Origin of the sequence: Streptomyces sp. NBC_00076 (assembly GCF_045041235.1) — a bacterium.
GTDB lineage: Bacteria > Actinomycetota > Actinomycetes > Streptomycetales > Streptomycetaceae > Streptomyces.
This window is the reverse complement of sequence record NZ_CP108242.1, coordinates 7451402-7468443: the sequence shown is the minus strand read 5'-3', so window position 1 is coordinate 7468443 and position 17042 is coordinate 7451402. Positions and strand designations below refer to the sequence as shown.

Below are 17042 nucleotides of genomic sequence, written 5' to 3'. Positions count from 1 at the left end.
GCCCCTTCGTCAGCCCATGTACTCAGATCGCGGCTCAGGTCACGACTCGGGGCACTGCTCGGGTCACTGCTCAGGTCACGACTCGGTCCACGAATCAGTCCACGGCTCGACTCAGAGCGCGAGGCCTGTCAGAACCAGGACCCGCTCGTACGTGTAGTCGTCCATCGCGAACTTCACGCCCTCGCGGCCCACCCCGGACTGCTTGGCGCCGCCGTACGGCATCTGGTCGGCGCGGTAGGACGGCACGTCGCCGATGACGACACCTCCGACCTCCAGCGCGCGGTGGGCGCGGAAAGCTGTCTGGAGGTCGTGGGTGAACACGCCCGCCTGGAGGCCGTACTTGGAGTCGTTGACGGCGGCGAAGGCCTCCGCCTCCCCGTCCACCTTCCGCACCGTGAGGACGGGTCCGAACACCTCCTCGCAGGAGATGGTCGTGTCGGCCGGTACGTCGGCCAGGACGGTCGGCGCGTAGGAGGCGCCGTCCCGCTCGCCGCCGGTGAGGAGCTTGGCCCCCGCCTCGACGGCCTCCCGCACCCACGCCTCGACCCGCTTCGCCGCGTCCTCGCTGACCAGCGGCCCGACGTCGGTCTTGTCGTCGCCCGGGTCACCGGTGACCTGGGCCTCGACGGCGGCGACGACACGCGGCAGGAGACGGTCGTACACGGAGGCGTCCGCGATCACCCGCTGCACGGAGATGCAGGACTGGCCGCCCTGGTAGTTGGAGAAGGTGGCGATACGGGTGGCGGCCCAGTCGAGGTCGGCGTCGGAGGCGTAGTCGCCGAGGACGACGGCGGCGCCGTTTCCGCCCAGCTCCAGGGTGCAGTGCTTGCGGGGAACCGAGTCCATGATCGCGTAGCCGACCTTCTCGGAACCGGTGAAGGAGATCACGGGGAGCCGCTCGTCCTGGACGAGGGCGGGCATCCGGTCGTTCGGGACGGGCAGGACGCTCCAGGAACCGGCCGGAAGGTCCGTCTCCGCCAGCAGTTCGCCGATGACCAGGCCGGAGAGCGGGGTGGCGGGCGCCGGCTTCAGGATGATCGGCGCGCCGGCCGCGATCGCCGGGGCGATCTTGTGGGCGCACAGGTTGAGCGGGAAGTTGAAGGGCGCGATGCCGAGCACGACGCCCTTCGGGAAGCGCCGGGTGAGGGCGAGACGCCCCTGGCCGCCGGCGTCGGTGTCGAGCCGCTGGGCCTCGCCGCCGTTGAACCGGCGGGCCTCCTCGGCCGCGAACCGGAAGACGGAGACGGCCCGGCCGACCTCGCCGCGCGCCCACTTGAGAGGCTTGCCGTTCTCGCCGGAGATCAGCTGGGCGATCTCCTCGGTGCGCTCGGCGAGCCGCCTGCTGACGTGGTCGAGGGCGGCGGCGCGTACGTGGGCCGGGGTGGCGGCGAAGTCCTCGCGGACGGCGTACGCGGCGGCCACGGCCTCTTCGATCTGGGCGTCGGTCGGTACGGCGACCTCGCCGACGAGACGGCCGTCCCACGGGGAGGTGACCGCGAAGGTGTCGTCGCCGGTGGCCTGGCGGCCGGCGAGCCAGAAGGCGTGGGTGGCAGCCACAGTGTCGTTGGGCATGTACGAGTCCCGGCCCTTCGCGTTTGGGGGTGGGTGGTGCGGTGCGTACCACGGTAGGGCGAGGGTGGGTGGGCGGTGGTTGGCCGGGGTGGAGTGATCGGGCTCAGCGGCACTCCAGTTCGGCAGGGTCGGTGAGGCCCTGCTCCGACCTCCGGCGCCTCCCGCCCCGACCTCTCCTCCGGCCTCACACGCCGGCCCACTGCTCCCCTGCTCCCGCGCTCCCCTGCTCCCCCGCCTCCTACTCCGACGACGTCGCCTTCAGGGCCAGCCACAACTCCATGCGCACGTCCGGGTCGTCCAGCGACCGGCCCAGGATCTCCTCCACCCGCCGCATCCGGTACCGCAACGTGTGCCGGTGGACCCCCAGGTCCGCGGCGGCGGCGTCCCACTGCCCGTGCCGCGACAACCACGCTCGCAGGGAGGCAACCAGGTCCCCCCGTCCGCGGGCGTCATGGTCGTGCAGGGCCCGCAGCAGGCCGTCCGCGAAGGCCTTCACGGCGTCGTCCGCGAGCAACGGCACGACCGACCCCGCCGCCATCTGTTCGTGCTCGACACACACCCATCCCCGCCGCCGGGCCACCGACAACGCCTGCTCGGCCTGCTTGTACGCGGCGGCGGCCGCGATCGGCCCGGCCGGCGCCGACATCCCCACGACCAGCTCGTCGTCGTAGCCGACGGTTCCGGAGGAAGAAGAGGAAGCGGCAGAGGAAGCGGAACCGGAACCCGTGCCGACAGCCTGCTCCGCCACCGCGTCGCCCCCCTCCCGCGCGGCCTCCAGCGCCGTCGCGTACTCCGCGCACGCGGCCACCGCCGCACCCCGGTCCGCGGCCAGCGCCACCAGCCGTTCCCCCTCGCCGTCACCCTGGGGCACGATCAGCACGCTCTCCCCGGCCCGCGCAGCCGCCGACTCCAGGACCTCGGTGAGCGACCCCAGCGGATCGCCCTGGGCGTCGGCGGCGGCCAGCGTCGCGGCCGTCGGCTTGGTGAGCGGCACACGCGGGTGGCTGTCCGCCTGCACCCGTGCGGCCGACGCCGCGGAGGCCGACTCGGCGACGATCATCCGGAAGGGCGCGTCGAGCAACTCCCCGTACAGGTCCCCGGCGACCGCCCGGGCGTGGTCGGGCTCACCGGCGAGCAGCATGCGCAGCACCGCAGCCCCGACCCGCTGTTCGGCCGCGTGCAGGGACCGCGAGCGTTCCGTGGTGAGCGTCAGCAGGGCGATGGCCGAGTGGACGGCGTACCGCTCGGCCGTACCGAGCGCCGCGGCCGTGCCGACGGCCAGCGCGGCCCGGGGCCGACGGCCGGTGCCCAGCGAGTGCAGTTCGACCCGGTCCTCGTGCTCGGGGCCGCCCACCACCGACGAGGCGGGGGCGGGCCGTTCCCGCAGCCGCTCCACGTCCGCGGTCAGCCGGGCGGCCCGTCGGCCCGCCCACTCCGGCGCGGTGGCGACGACGGCGCCCGAGGCGTCGTAGAGCGCCGCCCATCCGTCCACCTCGGACGCGAGCGCGGCGAGCAGCCCCTCCGGGCCGTCCGTGAGGGTCTGCCTGGTCAGCTCGCGCTGCGCGGCGAAGCCCGCGGTCACCGCCCGGTACTGGTCGGCCGCGATCGCCGCCGAGACGGCCTTGCTGATGGCGAGGAACGGGGTGCGGCGCGGTACTTCCAGGAGGGGCAGCCCCTCCTTCTCGGCCGCGTCGACCAGGGCCTTGGGCGTCTGCTCGTAGTTGACCCCGACGGCGAACCCGAGGCCGGCGACGCCGGCCTCGACCAGCCGCCGCACATAGCTCCCCATGATCTCCGAGTCCTCGGCGTCCAGCTTCAGCGCGGTGATCAGCAGCAGTTCCCCGCCCTCCATGTAGGGCACGGGATCGGCGAGCTCGCTGGGGTGCGCCCAGCGGACGGGGACGTCCAGGCGATCGCCACCCGCTCGCACGGTCAGCTTGAGCGCGGAGTGATGGACGAGCGAGGCGAGCGTCGGGGGCATGAGGCCTTCAGGTATGTGTGACCGTTGTGATCTTTGTGATCTTTTGGCCGCCACGTATGAACGACCTATGGTGATTCTGCCTCACCGTACGGTCGGCGCGTCACCTCAGCCCCGAAGGTCCACCAGCAGCGGCGGCGCGTGCTCCCCCTTCACGTTCGTCAGCGACAGCACCGCGTGCCCCGGCGGCACCCCGTGCGCCAGTTCGGACGCGGACCACCGCTCCCGCTCGACCTGCCGCACGGTCACGGCCCGCGCGGTCGGCGCCTTCCCGGTGATCACCCGTCGGACCATGTGGAGCGCCTTGCCGGCCGGGGTCTCCGCGATGATCTGCCGGTCGGTGACGTCCGTGGCGTCGATCCACTCCTTGCCCCACACCTCGGCGAAGTCCTGCCCGTCCCACGGGGTGAGCCCGGACAGCGCCATCCGGCAGCCGGTGGCCCCGAGCAGCGGCCCGCGCAGCGGCCTCGGCACGTCGTCCAGGGTGCGCAGCGTCAGCACGACCCCGGCGTTGCCCGACCGCAGCCGCTGGACGCCCCGTACCGCCTCGGGCGTCACCACGCCGGTCGCGTCGTCGAGCACCAGGCAGGCGAACAGCGACCGGTCGTCCCGTACCGCGACGCTCGCCGTGAACTGGGCCAGTACCAGCCGCGCCAGCATCTTCGAGGCGTCGGCGTGCCCGCGCTGGGGCAGGTCGACGCGCACCCGCACCGGGTGGTCCAGTGCCTTCAGCGAGAACGGCCGGGACTGTCCGGAGGTGTCGAAGAACCCGGCGAAGGCCGGCCGGTCGAGCAGCGCGACCCGGTCGGCGAGCACCCCGCCGACATCCCCCGGGTGCCCCATCTGCCGCTCCCGCGCGTCCAGTTCGCGCAGCAGCGACTCCTGGCCGGCGTCCTCAAGCCCCTTGCGCAGCGCGGCCAGCGGCACCGGAGCGCCGTCGAGGAGCTGCCGCAGTTCCGGGACGGACGGAAAGCGTCCGTGCACCGCCCGGAACGGCCCGAGGAGCTGGGCGAGGACGGTGGTGGACCGGCGGGTGTCCCCGCCCTGGTGGGGTTCGGCGAGGTCTCCGACGAGCGCCTCGGCGAGCACGGCGGCGGCCTCGTCCGGGTCGCCGGCCCCGCCGTACAGGTCGAGGTCGTAGACGGACTCCGGATTCCCGATCTGTACGACGACGTCGTACGAATCGGCCGGTCCGAGCCCCGCGCCCGCGGCGCCGACCACGACGACGGCCGCCCGGCCGGCGAGCGCGTGCAGGCACAGGGACTCGGTGAGCGGCCGCACGACGGTCCCGGTCTTGCCGGAGCCGGCCGGTCCGACGGCGAGCAGGGAGGTGCCGAGCAGGTCCGGATCGAGGCCGAGGCCGGTGCCGCGGTAGGCGTACGGGTTGCGGGCGTCGTCGGCCGTGGTGCCCAGGCGTACCTGGCCGGTGACCAGGTCGTGGCGGGCGAGCCGGGTCGGCAGGTCGCGTTCGCCGGAGGGGTGCAGACAGGCGGCGGCACCCTCCTGGAGCACGGCTCCGGTGAAGGTGGCGAGGCTGTGCCGGCCACTGCGTACGCCCTGCCAGGCGCGGGTGATCCGGGCGTGGTCGACGTCCCGCATCAGCCCGGCGCGGGCCTCGGCGGCGAGCCGTTCGGCGGCGTCCGCGGCGCCGGCGGCCCGCAGCTGGGGCCATCCGGCGGGGTCCTGCTCGGGGGCGGGGGTTCGGTCGGGCGTCGGTACGGCCCGGCTCCAGGCGGGCGGGCCGAAGCGGCGCCAGATCTCGCCCCAGCGGCCGAGCCGGCCGACCACGAGCATGATCGCGAAGGCGATCAGGGTGTAGTAGCCGTACCAGAGGATCGCGTTGCCGACACGGTCGTTGCTGTGCCGCCAGGAGTCCGGGGTGAACAGTTCCAGGGGCAGCACCCACCAGCCGCCGAGGTAGCCGTTCCACAGTAGGGACCAGACCAGCCAGCCCACCAGGAACGCGATCAACGCACCGCTGAGCAGCTGCCGCGTCGGGATCTGCTCGGGCTCCTCCTCGGGGCGGGGCCGGTGTCCGAACCGCCACATCCCCGGTGCCGCCTCCGGGCGCGGGGTCCGCAGCCAGGTGAGGAAGGCCGACCCGTCCGGCATCGGTGGCATGCCCGGTGCCGCGGGAGGCCGCGGCGGCACCGCGGGCACCTCCGGCGGCCCCGCCGGACGTGGCACCGGGTTCGCATGCGTGCCCCGCGCGTCCTGCGTCCCGTCGCTGTCCATCGCCCTCGCCCCTTGACCAGCCGTTCCGTCCACCATCAGCGAGTCAATCTAACGCCCCCGGAAGGGGAGTTCACCGTTACCCGGCCGGGTGGCCGATGCTGCGCGGTCCGGCCGCCGCGTCCCCCGCAATGTCCACGGCGGACAACAGACGTGGCCGACACCGCCCACATGGAGCATGCCCACCCCCCATGCCCCGTCCTAGCCTGCGAGAAAAGACCTCAACCGTCCGAAAGACGCCCACCCGGAATCTCCGGTTCGCAAGATCTTCAGGGAGCTCTCATGACCGCACTTCCGCAGGAGCGCCGCGTCGTCACCGCCATCCCCGGCCCGAAGTCGCAGGAGCTGCAGGCCCGCCGTACCGCCGCGGTCGCGGCCGGTGTGGGCTCCGTGCTGCCCGTGTTCACCGCGCGCGCGGGCGGCGGGATCATCGAGGACGTCGACGGCAACCGTCTGATCGACTTCGGTTCCGGCATCGCGGTCACCTCTGTCGGCGCCTCCGCCGAGGCCGTCGTACGCCGGGCCTCCGCCCAGCTCGCCGACTTCACCCACACCTGTTTCATGGTCACCCCGTACGAGGGTTACGTGGAGGTCGCCGAGGCGCTCGCCGAGCTGACGCCGGGTGACCACGCCAAGAAGAGCGCCCTGTTCAACAGTGGCGCCGAGGCCGTCGAGAACGCGGTCAAGATCGCCCGCGCGCACACCAAGCGCCAGGCGGTCGTCGTCTTCGACCACGGCTACCACGGCCGTACGAACCTCACCATGGCGCTGACCTCGAAGAACATGCCGTACAAGCACGGCTTCGGCCCGTTCGCGCCCGAGGTGTACCGGGTGCCGGTGGCCTACGGCTACCGCTGGCCGACCGGTCCGGAGAACGCGGGCCCGGAGGCCGCCGCGCAGGCCATCGACCAGATCACCAAGCAGGTCGGTCCGGACAACGTGGCCGCGATCATCATCGAGCCGCTGCTCGGCGAGGGCGGCTTCATCGAGCCGGCGAAGGGCTTCCTACCCGCCATCAGCAGGTTCGCCGCCGACAACGGCATCGTCTTCGTCGCCGACGAGATCCAGTCCGGGTTCTGCCGCACCGGCCAGTGGTTCGCCTGCGAGGACGAGGGCATCGTCCCGGATCTGATCACCACGGCGAAGGGCATCGCCGGCGGCCTCCCGCTGGCCGCGGTGACGGGCCGCGCCGAGATCATGGACGCCGCGCACGCGGGCGGCCTGGGCGGCACCTACGGCGGCAACCCCGTCGCCTGCGCGGGCGCGCTGGGCGCGATCGAGACGATGAAGGAGCTCGACCTCAACGCCCGGGCGAAGGCGATCGAGACGACGATGAAGGCCCGTCTGGGCGCCATGGCCGAGAAGTTCGACATCATCGGTGACATCCGCGGCCGCGGCGCGATGATCGCCATCGAGCTGGTCGAGGACCGTACGACGAAGGAGCCGAACCCGGCCGCGACGGCCGCGCTGGCCAAGGCCTGCCACCAGGAGGGCCTGCTGGTCCTGACCTGTGGCACCTACGGCAACGTTCTGCGCTTCCTGCCGCCGCTGGTCATCGGCGAGGACCTGCTGAACGAGGGCCTCGACATCATCGAGCAGGCGTTCGCGCGCATCTGACGGTCGCCCCGCACACCTGATCGCAGCGTCGGGCAGACGGTGTGAAGAGAGTGTGCGAGGTAGATGACAGGACTCGAATCCGCCTGTCCTCCGCCCACCCCCTGCCGTAGGTTCTACCCAGATGAGAGATACACCCCGTCCGCGGGAAACCGCGGGCGAGTTCAGGTTGAGGCCTCCCCAGCTTCGACCTGGTCGTGCCCTCGCGCACACAACCGGGGCCTCTGGCTCCGGATCTCCTCACCGATCGGACAGTCGCTCGCCCCAAACCCCCCGGGGCGCGCGACCATCCGATCCGATCGGCCGCCCCGGAACCACCCCCCCTGTTCCGGGGCGGCCGGCCTCCTTCCTCCTTCTCGGGATTCCGGGGCTTTCGGCCCTTCTCTTCGCGCTGATCACCTGGCAGGTCGCCGCCGACGGCCCGCTGGTGCGCGTGGACGAGCGCGTCAGCCGCGCCCTGGTCCACCCGGACCGCCTCTCGGAACTCCTCGCCGACCTGGGCAACGTCCAGGTCGCGGTCCCGGTCCTGGTCATCACCCTGGTCCTTGTCGCCCGGCGCTCCCGCCGCGCCGGCACAGACCGCTGGTGGCTCCCGGCCACCGCCGCCGCCCTCCTGATGGCCCTGGCCCCGGCCCTGATCGTCCCATTGAAGGAACTCGTCGACCGCCCGGGCACCCCGGCCGTACCTCCCGGCACCGGCTACTTCCCCTCCGGCCACACCGCCACGGCCGCCCTCGCCTACGGCTCCGCGACCCTGCTCCTGCTGCCCTGGCTGCGCACCCACGCCCGCCGCGCCCTCCTCGCCGTCTGCGCGCTGCTCGTCCTGGGTGTCTCCTTCGGCCTGGTCCGCCGCGGCTACCACTGGCCCCTGGATGTCGTGGCCAGTTGGTGTCTGTGTGCGGTGCTGCTCTCGTCGCTTTGGCTGTTCCTCGGGCGGAGGACGCCCGCCGGTCGAGGCGCGGACCGCCACGTCGAGGACAGGCCCTAGTTCCTCCTTTCCCTCGCCAGGTCCGCCGCCGCCTCGTGCATGGCCAGTTCGAGGAGAGCCAGGTCGGTGAGGGTGCCCAAGCCGTCGGGGGGAACCAGCCAGCGGACTGTGCCGGTGGAGCGCCCCGGGTACGGCACCACGATCCAGGTGCCGGCGCCCGCCGTACGGATGCCCGTGCCGAGCCAGCCGGCCGCGGTGCCCGGCGGGACGAGGAAACCCATCCGGGCATGGTCGACGTCGACGAGCACCGGGCCGGGCCGGGCGAGGATGCGGGTGACCACGTCGAGGGTGGGACAGCCGAGTTCGTCCGGCAGGATCACCACGTCCCAGGCCTTGCCGGCGGGCAGGAGCGCGGTCCCCAGCGGGCTGCGCTCCCACTCCCGGCGACAGGCCCCGGGGTCGGGTGCGGCGGATGCGAGCCACTCCAGCGCCGTCTTCGCCCCAGTCATGAGGGAACCTCCCTTTCTCTGTGCACGCGGATCGCGTCACGAGGGAGAGGGTGGCCGTCGGCATGCATTACGCCGGTTTCGACGCCACGTTGGGGTGAACCGGATCAGCTACGCCGGATCAGCTGTCGAAGCCCAGGCCCAGGCGGTCCATCGTCCGCAGCCACAGGTTGCGCCGGCCGTCGTGCGCGTCCGCCCGGGCCAGCGACCACTTGGTGAGGGCGATGCCCGTCCAGGCGAAGGGCTCCGGCGGGAACGGCAGCGGTTTCCTGCGGACCATCTCGAGCGAGGTGCGCTCCGTGCACTCCCCCGCCAGCAGGTCCAGCATCACGTCGGCGCCGAACCGGGTGGCCCCGACCCGGAGGCCCGTGTAGCCCGCCGCGTACGCCACCTTCCCGTCATGGGCCGTGCCGTAGAACGCCGAGAAGCGCGAGCAGGTGTCGATCGCGCCGCCCCACGCGTGGGTGAAGCGGACGTCCTCCAACTGCGGGAAGCAGGTGAAGAAGTGCCCGGCGAGCTTGGCGTAGGTCTCCGGACGGTCGTCGTACTCGGCGCGCACCCGGCCGCCGTACGGGTAGATCGCGTCGTAGCCGCCCCACAGGACGCGGTTGTCCGCCGACAGCCTGAAGTAGTGGAACTGGTTGGCGCTGTCCCCCAGCCCCTGTCTGTTCTTCCAGCCGATCGAGGCCAGTTGGCCGGCGGTCAGGGGCTCGGTCATCAGCGCGTAGTCGTAGACCGGGACCGTGTACGCCCGCACGCGTCTGACCAGGCTGGGGAAGACGTTCGTGCCGAGCGCGACCTTGCGGGCGCGGACCTGGCCGTACGGAGTGCGTACGGCCATCCCGGCACCGGCCGGCTTCAGGGTGAGGGCGGGGGTGTGCTCGTGCACGCGGACGCCGAGTCGGAGGCACGCCCGCTTCAGGTTCCAGGCGAGTTTCGCCGGGTGGAGCAGGGCCACGCCCCGGCGGTCGTGGAGGCCCGCCTGGAAGGTCGGTGAGGCCACCTGTTCCCGTACCGCCTCCGCGTCCAGGAACTCCACGCCGTCGGCGAGACCCGTGCGCTCCATCTCCTCGTACCAGCTGCGCAGTTCCCGCGCCTGGTACGTCTCGGTCGCCACGTCGATCTCGCCGGTGCGCTCGAAGTCGCAGTCGAGGTCGTGCCGGGCGACCGCCTTCTCGATCGCGTCGAGGTTGCGGGCGCCCAGTTCCTGGAGCTTGTGGATCTCGTCCGGCCAGCGGGTCAGTCCGTTGGACAGGCCGTGGGTGAGGGAGGCGGCGCAGAAGCCTCCGTTGCGGCCGGAGGCGGCCCAGCCCACCTCGCGGCCTTCCAGCAGCACGACATCCCGTTCGGGGTCACGTTCCTTCGCGAGGAGCGCGGTCCACAGTCCGCTGTAGCCGCCGCCGACGACCAGGAGGTCGCAGGTCTCGACGCCGGTGAGGGCGGGTTCGGGGTGGGGCTTGCCGGGGTCGTCCAGCCAGAACGGGACCGGCTGGGCTTCGGACAGTGCCTTGGTCCAACGGCTCATGGCGCCTGGGGCCATGATGTCAACTCCCCACGGGGTCTTATGCCTTCTGCCTGTTGCGGCGATTGCCGACGACCATCGAGGCCAGGACGAGCAGCACGGCGACGAGGAACATGGCCGTACCGATGACATTGATCTGAACGGGAGTTCCGCGCTGTGCCGAGCCCCAGACGAACATGGGGAAGGTGACGGTCGAACCCGCGTTGAAATTGGTGATGATGAAATCGTCGAAGGAGAGCGCGAAGGACAGCAGCGCGCCCGCCGCGATCCCGGGCGCCGCGATGGGCAGGGTGACCCGCAGGAAGGTCTGCGTGGGACTGGCGTACAGGTCCCGGGCCGCCTCCTCCAGACGCGGGTCCATCGACATCACGCGCGCCTTGACGGCGACGACGACGAAGCTGAGGCAGAACATGATGTGCGCGATCAGGATCGTCCAGAATCCCAGTTGCGCACCCAGGTTGAGGAACAGGGTCAGCAGCGAGGCCGCCATGACGACCTCGGGCATGGCCATGGGCAGGAAGATCAGCGAGTTCACGGTGCCCCGCGCGCGGAAGCGGTAGCGGACCAGCGCGAAGGCGATCATGGTGCCGAGGACGGTGGCACCGACCGTCGCCCAGAAGGCGATCTGGAGGCTGATCGACAGCGAGCCGCACATGTCGGCGACCCCGCACGGGTCCTTCCACGCGTCCGTGGAGAACTGCTGCCAGGTGTAGTTGAAGCGCCCCTTCGGTTTGTTGAAGGAGAACACCGTGACGACGACGTTGGGCAGCAGGAGATATCCGAGTGTCACCAGTCCGGCGATGACGACGAGATGGCGCTTGAGCCAGTTGACGAAGGGCATTTAGACCAGATCCTCCGTCCCGGACTTGCGAATGTAGATCGTGACCATGAGGAGAATCCCGGCCATGAGGATGAAGGAGAGGGCCGCGGCCGTCGGATAGTCCAGGATGCGCAGGAACTGCGTCTGGATGACGTTTCCGATCATGCGAGTGTCGGTGGAGCCCAGCAGTTCGGCGTTGACGTAGTCGCCGGCCGCCGGAATGAACGTCAGCAGCGTGCCGGAGACGACGCCCGGCATCGACAGCGGGAAGGTCACCTTGCGGAAGGTGGTCCACGGCCTGGCGTACAGGTCGCCCGCCGCCTCGTGCAGGCGTGAGTCGATGCGCTCCAGCGAGCTGTACAGCGGCAGGATCATGAACGGCAGGAAGTTGTACGTCAGACCGCACACCACGGCGAGTGGGGTGGCCAGCACGCGGTCGCCGGAGGTCCAGCCGAGCCAGCTGGTGACGTCCAGGACGTGCAGGGTGTTGAGGGCGCCGACGACCGGGCCGCCGTCCGCGAGGATCGTCTTCCAGGCGAGGGTGCGGATCAGGAAGCTGGTGAAGAACGGCGCGATCACCAGGATCATGATCAGGTTCCGCCAGCGGCCCGCGCGGAAGGCGATCAGATAGGCCAGCGGGTAGCCGAGGGTCAGGCACAGGATCGTGGCGGCGCCCGCGTAGAGGACCGAGCGCAGGAACTGCGGCCAGTACTCACTCAGCGCGTCCCAGTAGGTCGCGAGGTGCCAGGTGACCTTGTAGCCCTCCTCCAGGGAGCCCGTCTGCACGGACGTGGAGGCCTGGTAGATCATCGGCAGCGCGAAGAAGACCAGCAGCCACAGGATGCCGGGCAGCAGCAGCCAGTACGGCACCATGCGGCCGCGCTTTCGCGGTGGCTTGTGCTCCGGGACCGTCGGGGAGAGCGGCGGGGGTGCCTCGGTGAGCGTCGACATCAGGCCGCCTCTTCCGCCGTGTCGATGCCGGCGTCGATGTCCTGGGCCGCGTCGAGCCCGAAGGTGTGCGCGGGGTTCCAGTGCAGGACGACCTCGGCGCCGGGCACGAGCCGGGCGTCGCGGTCGATGTTCTGGGCGTAGACCTCGAACTCGGGGCAGACGGGAGAGTCGATGACGTACTGCGTGGAGACTCCGATGAAGCTGGAGTCGGCGATCTGGCCGGTGATCCGGTTGCGGCCCTCGGGGATCCCGCCCGCCTGGTCGGCGTGGGTGAGGGTGATCTTCTCCGGGCGGATCCCGACGAGCACCCGGCCGCCGGTCGTCGTCGGTGCGGAACAGCGTGCCTTCGGGAGGACCAGCTTGCCGCCGCCCGCCTTGAGGACGATGTCGTCGCCGCTCCTGGAGTCGACCTCGGCCTCGATCAGGTTGGAGGTGCCGAGGAAGTTGGCGACGAACGTGGTGTTCGGGTTCTCGTAGAGGTCGGTGGGCGAGCCGAGTTGTTCGACCCGGCCCGCGTTCATCACGGCGACCGTGTCGGCCATGGTCATGGCCTCCTCCTGGTCGTGGGTGACGTGGATGAAGGTGATGCCGACCTCGGTCTGGATGCGCTTGAGCTCCAGTTGCATCTGGCGGCGCAGCTTGAGGTCCAGGGCGCCGAGGGGCTCGTCGAGGAGGAGCACCTTGGGGGTGTTGATCAGCGCGCGGGCCACGGCGACGCGCTGCTGCTGGCCGCCGGAGAGCTGGTGCGGCTTCTTGCGTGCCTGCTCGCCGAGCTGGACCAGGTCGAGCATCTCCTCGACCTGTTTCCTCACCGACCTGATGCCGCGCCGGCGCAGGCCGAAGGCGACGTTCTCGAACATGTCCAGGTGCGGGAAGAGGGCGTAGGACTGGAAGACGGTGTTTACCGGCCGCTTGTACGGCGGCAGGTCGGTGACCTCCTGGTCGCCGAGGAACACCGTGCCGGAGGAAGGTTCCTCCAGACCCGCGATCATGCGCAGGGTGGTGGTCTTGCCGCAGCCGGAGGCGCCGAGCAGGGCGAAGAAGGAGCCGTGCGGGACGGTCAGGTCGAGCGGGTGTACGGCGGTGAAGGAGCCGTAGGTCTTGGTTATGCCGGAGAGGCGGACATCGCCGCCGCGGTCGGTCTTGTCGGTCGTCTTCACGGTGATCACGCCCCAGTCAGCTTCGCGAACTTCTCTTCGAACTCGGTGTCTTCCTTCGAGCTCAGCGAGCGGAAGGCGTGGGACTTCGCGGCCATGGCCTTGTCCGGGATGATCAGCGGGTTGTTCGCCGCATCCTTGTCGAGCTTCGCCAGCTCGGGCTTCACACCGTCGACGGGACACACGTAGTTGATGTACGCGGCGAGTTCGGCGGCCGGTTTCGGCTGGTAGTAGTAGTCGATGAGCCGCTCGGCGTTCGTCTTGTGCCGGGCCTTGTTGGGAATCAGCAGGTTGTCGGTGGACGTCATGTAGCCGCTGTCCGGGATCAGGAAGTCGATGTCCGGGCTGTCCGCCTTGAGCTGGACCACGTCACCGGCCCAGGCGACGCAGGCCGCGAAGTCGCCGCTGGTCAGGTCGGAGGTGTAGTCGTTGCCGGTGAAGCGGCGGATCTGGCCCTTGTCGACGGCCTTCTGGAGGCGGGCGATCACCGCGTCGTAGTCGTCCGCCGTGAAGGTCGCCGGGTCCTTGCCCATGTCGAGCAGGGTCATCCCGACGCTGTCGCGCATCTCCGACAGGAAGCCGACCCTGCCCTTGAGCTTGGGGTTGTCGAGCAGGTCGGAGAGGGACTTCACCTCGACACCGTCGAGCGCCTTCTTGTTGTAGGCGATGACCGTCGAGATGCCCTGCCACACGTACGAGTAGGCGCGGCCCGGGTCCCAGTCGGGGCTGCGGAACTGGGCGGAAAGATTGGCGTAGGCGTGCGGCAGCAGGGACGGGTCCAGTTTCTGGACCCAGCCCAGGCGGATGAGGCGGCCGGCCAGCCAGTCGGTGAGGACGATGAGGTCACGGCCGGTGTCCTGGCCGGCGGCGAGCTGCGGCTTGATCTTGCCGAAGAACTCGTTGTTGTCGTTGATGTCCTCGGTGTACTTGACCTTGATGCCGGTCCGCTCGGTGAACTGGTCGAGCGTGGGGTGGTGCTTCTCGCTCTCGTCCACGTCCATGTACTCGGTCCAGTTGGAGAAGTTGACGGTCTTCTCCTTGGCCGAGTGGTCGTCCGCGGAGACACCGCCCTGGGTCTTGCCGGCCGCGGGGATGCCGCAGGCGCTCAGCGCCCCGAGACCGCCGATCGCGAACGCGCCGCCCGCGGAGGCACGCAGCACGGACCGCCGGGTCATGGCGGCCCTGCCGTTCCTGAGGCTGCGCCGCATGGCGGCCACCTGGGCCGGGGACAGGCGGTCGGGCTCGTACTGCTCCATGCGCGTGGTGCCCTTTCGGGAGATTGCCCTGTGTCTGATGTCCTTCGTGCGATGGTCCGGCCGCAGGTCAGACGGCCCGTTGTCGCTATCGGTCCCCGAAGATCGTCCGGTGCCAGTCCTTGCGGGGCACCGCCGTGTTGTCGAACATGACGTGTTTGATCTGGGTGTACTCCTCGAACGAGTACGCGGACATGTCCTTGCCGAAGCCGGACGCCCGGTACCCGCCGTGGGGCATCTCGCTGATGATCGGGATGTGGTCGTTGATCCATACGCAGCCCGCCTTGATCTCCCGGGTGGCCCGGTTCGCCCGGTAGACGTCCCGGCTCCAGGCGGAGGCGGCGAGCCCGTACGGCGTGTCGTTGGCCAGCCGAAGGCCCTCGTCGTCGGTGTCGAAGGGCAGGACGACCAGCACCGGCCCGAAGACCTCGGACTGGACGATCTCGCTGTCCTGAGCGGCGTCGGCGACCAGGGTGGGGCGATAGTAGGCACCGTTCTTGAGATCCGCCTGCGGAGCCTCGCCTCCGGTCACCACGCGTGCGTAGCCGCGCGCCCGGTCGACGAACCCGGCGACCCGGTCGCGCTGGACGTGCGAGATCAGCGGGCCGAGATCGGTGCCGGGGGCGAACGGGTCGCCCAGGCGGACGGTCTCCATGAGGGCGGCCGTCTGCTCGACGAAGGCCTCGTAGAGCGGACGCTGTACGTACGCGCGAGTGGCCGCCGTGCAGTCCTGCCCGGTGTTGATGAGCGCGCCCGCGACCGCGCCGTTGACGGCCGCCTCCAGGTCCGCGTCGTCGAAGACGACGAAGGGGGCCTTGCCGCCCAGCTCCAGGTGGAGGCGCTTGACGGTGGCGGTGGCGATCTCGGCGACACGCTTGCCGACGGTGGTGGAGCCGGTGAACGACGTCATCGCCACGTCCGGGTGGCCGACGAGGTGCTCCCCTGCCTCCCGGCCGGCGCCGTTGACGATGTTGATCACACCGTCGGGGATCCCGGCGTGGGTGGCGGCCTGCGCGAACAGCAGCGAGGTGAGCGGGGTGAGCTCGGCGGGCTTCAACACGATCGTGTTGCCCGCGGCGATCGCCGGGAGGATCTTCCAGGCGGCCATCTGGAGGGGGTAGTTCCAGGGCGCGATGGAGCCGACGACACCGATCGGCTCGCGGCGGACGTACGAGGTGTGGTCGCCGGAGTACTCGCCCGCGGACTGCCCCTGGAGGTGCCGGGCGGCGCCCGCGAAGAAGGCGGTGTTGTCGATTGTGCCCGGGACGTCGAACTCGCGGGTCAGCTTGAGGGGCTTGCCGCACTGGAGGGACTCGGCGCGGGCGAGGTCCTCCGCACGGTCGGCGAGCACGCCGGCAAAACGGTGCAGGGCGTCCGAGCGCTCGCCCGGGGTGGCCGAGGACCAGCCCGGGAAGGCCGCGCGGGCGGCGGCCACGGCCGCGTCCACGTCGGCGGCGCCCGCCAGCTCGTACGTGTACACCTCCTCGCCGGTCGAGGGGTCGACGACCGCGTGCGTACGGCCGGAGGTGCCCTTCGTCGGACGGCCCGCGATGAACTGGGCGCCCTCGGCGAAGCGCTCCCGGGCCGCGAACCGGTCCGGGGTGCCAGTGCCCGGGTTGTGCATGTCGCTCTCCTCCGCCGTCGCCCCGCGTCCATGGATGCGGGAGGCGTAGCTCCAGCTCGATTTGAGTGCCGATCCTGACAGAGCAAAGGGCACCCAACAAGTGATTCCGTTGTTGCCTTTTGGTTACGCGACGAAATCTGTCGACCGGGTGTCGAGTCGGCTCCGAAAAGGAAGGACGTTGTGTCAGTGGTGCCTGCCAGACTCGCGTGCATGAAAGGGATCACGGGGAAGATCGACTCGCGGGATTCGCTGGTCAGGGAGATCCAGGCCGGCTCCAGGATCAAGTACCTGCATTTCTGGGGACACCGGCCACGCAGCGACGGCGGCGTGGGGCCGAGTTGTCTGAGCCAGTGGTGGCCCTCGCCGTTCACGGTGGCCGACGTGTCCTACGCGAGTGCCGAGCACTGGATGATGGCGCGCAAAGCGCGGCTCTTCGACGACGCGGAGGCCGAGGAGCGGGTGCTGGCGGCCGGGCACCCGGCCGAGGCCAAGAAGGCGGGGCGGCTGGTGCGCGGCTTCGACGAGGAAGTGTGGGAGCGCGAGAGGCTCCAGATCGTGGTCGAGGGCAGCGTCCACAAGTTCGCCGCGCATCCCGAGTTGCGGGGTTTCCTGCTGGCCACGGGCGAGAGGGTACTGGTGGAGGCGAGCCCGCTGGACCGGGTGTGGGGCATCGGCCTCGCCGCCGACGACGAGGCGGCCTCGGATCCGCGGCGGTGGCGGGGGCCGAACCTGCTCGGGTTCGCGTTGATGGAGGCGCGGGAGCGGCTGCGGACCGGCCTCGTGGACGGGACGGACCTCACGGGCCGGACAGACCTGGCCGACCGCGCGGACCGCGCTGACCGGACGGACTGAGGCAGGGGTCGGCCGTCGGGCCGGCCCCGCCTC

13 protein-coding genes are annotated in these 17042 nt (G+C 70.8%); 3 read left to right on the top strand and 10 right to left on the bottom strand.

Annotated elements, in window-relative coordinates:
* Positions 1-111: 111 nt before the first annotated feature.
* The 3 genes from OHA64_RS34145 to OHA64_RS34135 form a co-directional block, all read right to left on the bottom strand.
* A complete protein-coding gene (locus tag OHA64_RS34145; RefSeq protein ID WP_405624226.1) occupies positions 112-1557 on the bottom strand; it encodes an aldehyde dehydrogenase family protein in 1446 nt (481 codons plus the stop codon).
* 253 nt (positions 1558-1810) lie between these two features.
* The gene (locus OHA64_RS34140; RefSeq protein ID WP_405619752.1) at positions 1811-3553 is read right to left on the bottom strand and encodes a PucR family transcriptional regulator; all 1743 of its coding nucleotides are present in this window, start codon (positions 3551-3553) and stop codon (positions 1811-1813) included.
* 105 nt (positions 3554-3658) lie between these two features.
* Positions 3659-5785: an ATP-binding protein gene (locus tag OHA64_RS34135; protein WP_405619750.1), complete on the bottom strand. Its 2127-nt coding sequence runs from the start codon at positions 5783-5785 to the stop codon at positions 3659-3661.
* A gap of 279 nt (positions 5786-6064) precedes the next feature.
* Between OHA64_RS34135 and gabT the strand changes: the two genes are divergently transcribed.
* Positions 6065-7399 carry a 4-aminobutyrate--2-oxoglutarate transaminase gene (gene gabT, locus OHA64_RS34130; protein WP_405619748.1) on the top strand — a complete coding sequence of 445 codons (1335 nt, stop codon included), beginning with the start codon at positions 6065-6067 and terminating at the stop codon, positions 7397-7399.
* A 121-nt stretch (positions 7400-7520) separates the two neighbouring features.
* Entirely contained in the window at positions 7521-8384 is an 864-nt protein-coding gene (locus OHA64_RS34125) for a phosphatase PAP2 family protein (RefSeq protein WP_405619746.1), read from the top strand.
* Here OHA64_RS34125 and OHA64_RS34120 read toward each other — a convergent pair.
* From OHA64_RS34120 to OHA64_RS34090, 7 genes are all read right to left on the bottom strand, one after another.
* The gene (locus OHA64_RS34120) at positions 8381-8833 is read right to left on the bottom strand and encodes a hypothetical protein (RefSeq protein ID WP_405619744.1); all 453 of its coding nucleotides are present in this window, start codon (positions 8831-8833) and stop codon (positions 8381-8383) included. The genes OHA64_RS34125 and OHA64_RS34120 overlap by 4 nt on opposite strands.
* A gap of 118 nt (positions 8834-8951) precedes the next feature.
* Positions 8952-10370: an NAD(P)/FAD-dependent oxidoreductase gene (locus tag OHA64_RS34115; RefSeq protein ID WP_405619742.1), complete on the bottom strand. Its 1419-nt coding sequence runs from the start codon at positions 10368-10370 to the stop codon at positions 8952-8954.
* A 22-nt stretch (positions 10371-10392) separates the two neighbouring features.
* Positions 10393-11193, bottom strand: coding sequence for an ABC transporter permease (locus OHA64_RS34110; protein WP_405619740.1), 801 nt, complete (start codon positions 11191-11193; stop codon positions 10393-10395).
* Positions 11194-12123, bottom strand: coding sequence for an ABC transporter permease (locus tag OHA64_RS34105; protein ID WP_405619738.1), 930 nt, complete (start codon positions 12121-12123; stop codon positions 11194-11196). It abuts the gene before it with no gap.
* Positions 12123-13292 (bottom strand): ABC transporter ATP-binding protein, encoded by a 1170-nt coding sequence (locus OHA64_RS34100; RefSeq protein WP_405619736.1) that lies wholly within the window; start codon positions 13290-13292, stop codon positions 12123-12125. The genes OHA64_RS34105 and OHA64_RS34100 overlap by 1 nt, the downstream gene beginning before the upstream one ends.
* On the bottom strand, positions 13289-14536 hold the full coding sequence (locus OHA64_RS34095) for a PotD/PotF family extracellular solute-binding protein (RefSeq protein WP_405619734.1): 1248 nt from the start codon (positions 14534-14536) through the stop codon (positions 13289-13291). The genes OHA64_RS34100 and OHA64_RS34095 overlap by 4 nt, the downstream gene beginning before the upstream one ends.
* Before the next feature lie 85 nt (positions 14537-14621).
* A complete protein-coding gene (locus OHA64_RS34090) occupies positions 14622-16157 on the bottom strand; it encodes a gamma-aminobutyraldehyde dehydrogenase (RefSeq protein WP_405619732.1) in 1536 nt (511 codons plus the stop codon).
* 210 nt (positions 16158-16367) lie between these two features.
* Here OHA64_RS34090 and OHA64_RS34085 point away from each other — a divergent pair, with 210 nt between their 5' ends.
* Positions 16368-17009 carry an NADAR family protein gene (locus OHA64_RS34085; RefSeq protein ID WP_405619730.1) on the top strand — a complete coding sequence of 214 codons (642 nt, stop codon included), beginning with the start codon at positions 16368-16370 and terminating at the stop codon, positions 17007-17009.
* Positions 17010-17042: the final 33 nt, after the last annotated feature.

Coding starts and splice junctions, on each gene's coding strand:
- OHA64_RS34125 (WP_405619746.1), top strand. CDS start 7,521: ATGAGAGATACACCCCGTCCGCGGGAAACCGCGGGCGAGTTCAGGTTG.
- OHA64_RS34140 (WP_405619752.1), bottom strand. CDS start 3,553: ATGCCCCCGACGCTCGCCTCGCTCGTCCATCACTCCGCGCTCAAGCTG.
- OHA64_RS34090 (WP_405619732.1), bottom strand. CDS start 16,157: ATGCACAACCCGGGCACTGGCACCCCGGACCGGTTCGCGGCCCGGGAG.
- gabT (WP_405619748.1), top strand. CDS start 6,065: ATGACCGCACTTCCGCAGGAGCGCCGCGTCGTCACCGCCATCCCCGGC.
- OHA64_RS34135 (WP_405619750.1), bottom strand. CDS start 5,785: ATGGACAGCGACGGGACGCAGGACGCGCGGGGCACGCATGCGAACCCG.
- OHA64_RS34120 (WP_405619744.1), bottom strand. CDS start 8,833: ATGACTGGGGCGAAGACGGCGCTGGAGTGGCTCGCATCCGCCGCACCC.
- OHA64_RS34115 (WP_405619742.1), bottom strand. CDS start 10,370: ATGGCCCCAGGCGCCATGAGCCGTTGGACCAAGGCACTGTCCGAAGCC.
- OHA64_RS34085 (WP_405619730.1), top strand. CDS start 16,368: ATGAAAGGGATCACGGGGAAGATCGACTCGCGGGATTCGCTGGTCAGG.
- OHA64_RS34095 (WP_405619734.1), bottom strand. CDS start 14,536: ATGGAGCAGTACGAGCCCGACCGCCTGTCCCCGGCCCAGGTGGCCGCC.
- OHA64_RS34110 (WP_405619740.1), bottom strand. CDS start 11,193: ATGCCCTTCGTCAACTGGCTCAAGCGCCATCTCGTCGTCATCGCCGGA.
- OHA64_RS34105 (WP_405619738.1), bottom strand. CDS start 12,123: ATGTCGACGCTCACCGAGGCACCCCCGCCGCTCTCCCCGACGGTCCCG.